Origin of the sequence: Limimaricola litoreus, assembly GCF_024159025.1 — a bacterium.
Lineage (GTDB): Bacteria > Pseudomonadota > Alphaproteobacteria > Rhodobacterales > Rhodobacteraceae > Limimaricola > Limimaricola litoreus.
This window is the reverse complement of record NZ_JAMYXC010000262.1, coordinates 1-1,215: the sequence shown is the minus strand read 5'-3', so window position 1 is coordinate 1,215 and position 1,215 is coordinate 1. Positions and strand designations below refer to the sequence as shown.

Genomic DNA, 1,215 nt, shown 5'->3' with positions numbered 1-1,215 from the left:
CTCGGCCTGGGCCGAGCGCCCCACCAGCATCCGCGCTGCCGCGTCGCCCGTCACGCTGGCCGCATGGGCCCGGCGCTGGGCCAGCACCTCGGCACGCAGGTCCAGCGCCTGCCGCACCGTGGCGACCAGCGCCTTGGGATCGCAGGGTTTTTCGAGAAAGCCATGCGCGCCCTGCTCCATTGCCCGCACCGCCATGGGAATGTCGCCCTCGCCGGTCAGGAGGATCACCGGAAGCTCCGCGTCGATCTCTCGCGCGCGTTCGAGAAGATGGAACCCGTCGCGCCCCGGCATGCGGATGTCGGTGACGATCACCCCGTCGAAGCGGGGCGAGATGTGATCCTTGGCCGCGAGATAGGAGCCCGCGAGGATCGGCGCGAGATCGGCCAGCTCCAGCGTCTGGCCCAGCGCCTCGCGCACCTCGCGGTCATCGTCCACCAGTAGCACCTTGGCCGTCATGCTGCCTCGCTCGCCTGCGCGGGATCGAGCTCGACCGTGAACTCCGCCCCGCCCTCCTCGTGGTTGCGGCCCCGGATCGCGCCGCCGAAGCTCTGCACGAGGCCATAGGAGATCGAGAGGCCGAGGCCCATCCCCTCGGCGGCGCCGACCTCCTTGGTGGTGTAGAACGGATCGAAGATCCGGTCGGGCGCGTCGATGCCCGGCCCGGTGTCGCGCACGGTCAGGCGGACGCGCCCGGCGTCGCGCGCGATGGCGATCGACAGCCGTTTTCGCGCCCGCCCCTCCATCGCGTCGATGGCATTGCCCACGAGGTTCAGCACCACCTGCTGCAGCCGCACCTCGCCGCCGCGCACCACCACCGGGGCCTCGGGCGGGGTCCAGTCGATGGTCACCTCCGCCTGCCGCGCCCGCGCCGCCGCCATCTCCAGCGCCGCCTCGATCACTCCGACGAGGTCGACATCGCGCACCGGCTCGCTCTCCTGCCGGGCAAAGGCGCGCAGGTTGCGAATGATCCGCCCCATGCGGCGCGCCAGCTCGGAGATCCGTTCGAGGTTGCGCCCCGCCGCCTGCGGGTTGTCGCGGGCGAGAAAGGTCTCGGCGTTCTCGGCGAAGCTGCGGATCGCCATCAGGGGCTGGTTCAGCTCGTGGCTGATGCCGGCCGACATCTGGCCCAGCGCCGAGAGCTTGCCCGCCTGCACCAGCTCGGCCTGCGCGCGCCTGAGCCGGGCCTCGGCCGCGGCGCGCTCGCCCACCTCGCGC

At 72.3% G+C, this 1,215-nt stretch carries 2 protein-coding genes; both read right to left on the bottom strand.

Annotated features, from left to right (window positions below):
* Nucleotides 1-456 (bottom strand): response regulator (locus NHG85_RS16265; RefSeq protein WP_253334304.1); only part of this gene is annotated, 456 nt, incomplete at its 3' end.
* A partial coding sequence (locus NHG85_RS16260; protein WP_253334302.1) for a sensor histidine kinase occupies nt 453-1,215 on the bottom strand: 763 nt, incomplete at its 5' end. The genes NHG85_RS16260 and NHG85_RS16265, both read right to left, overlap by 4 nt.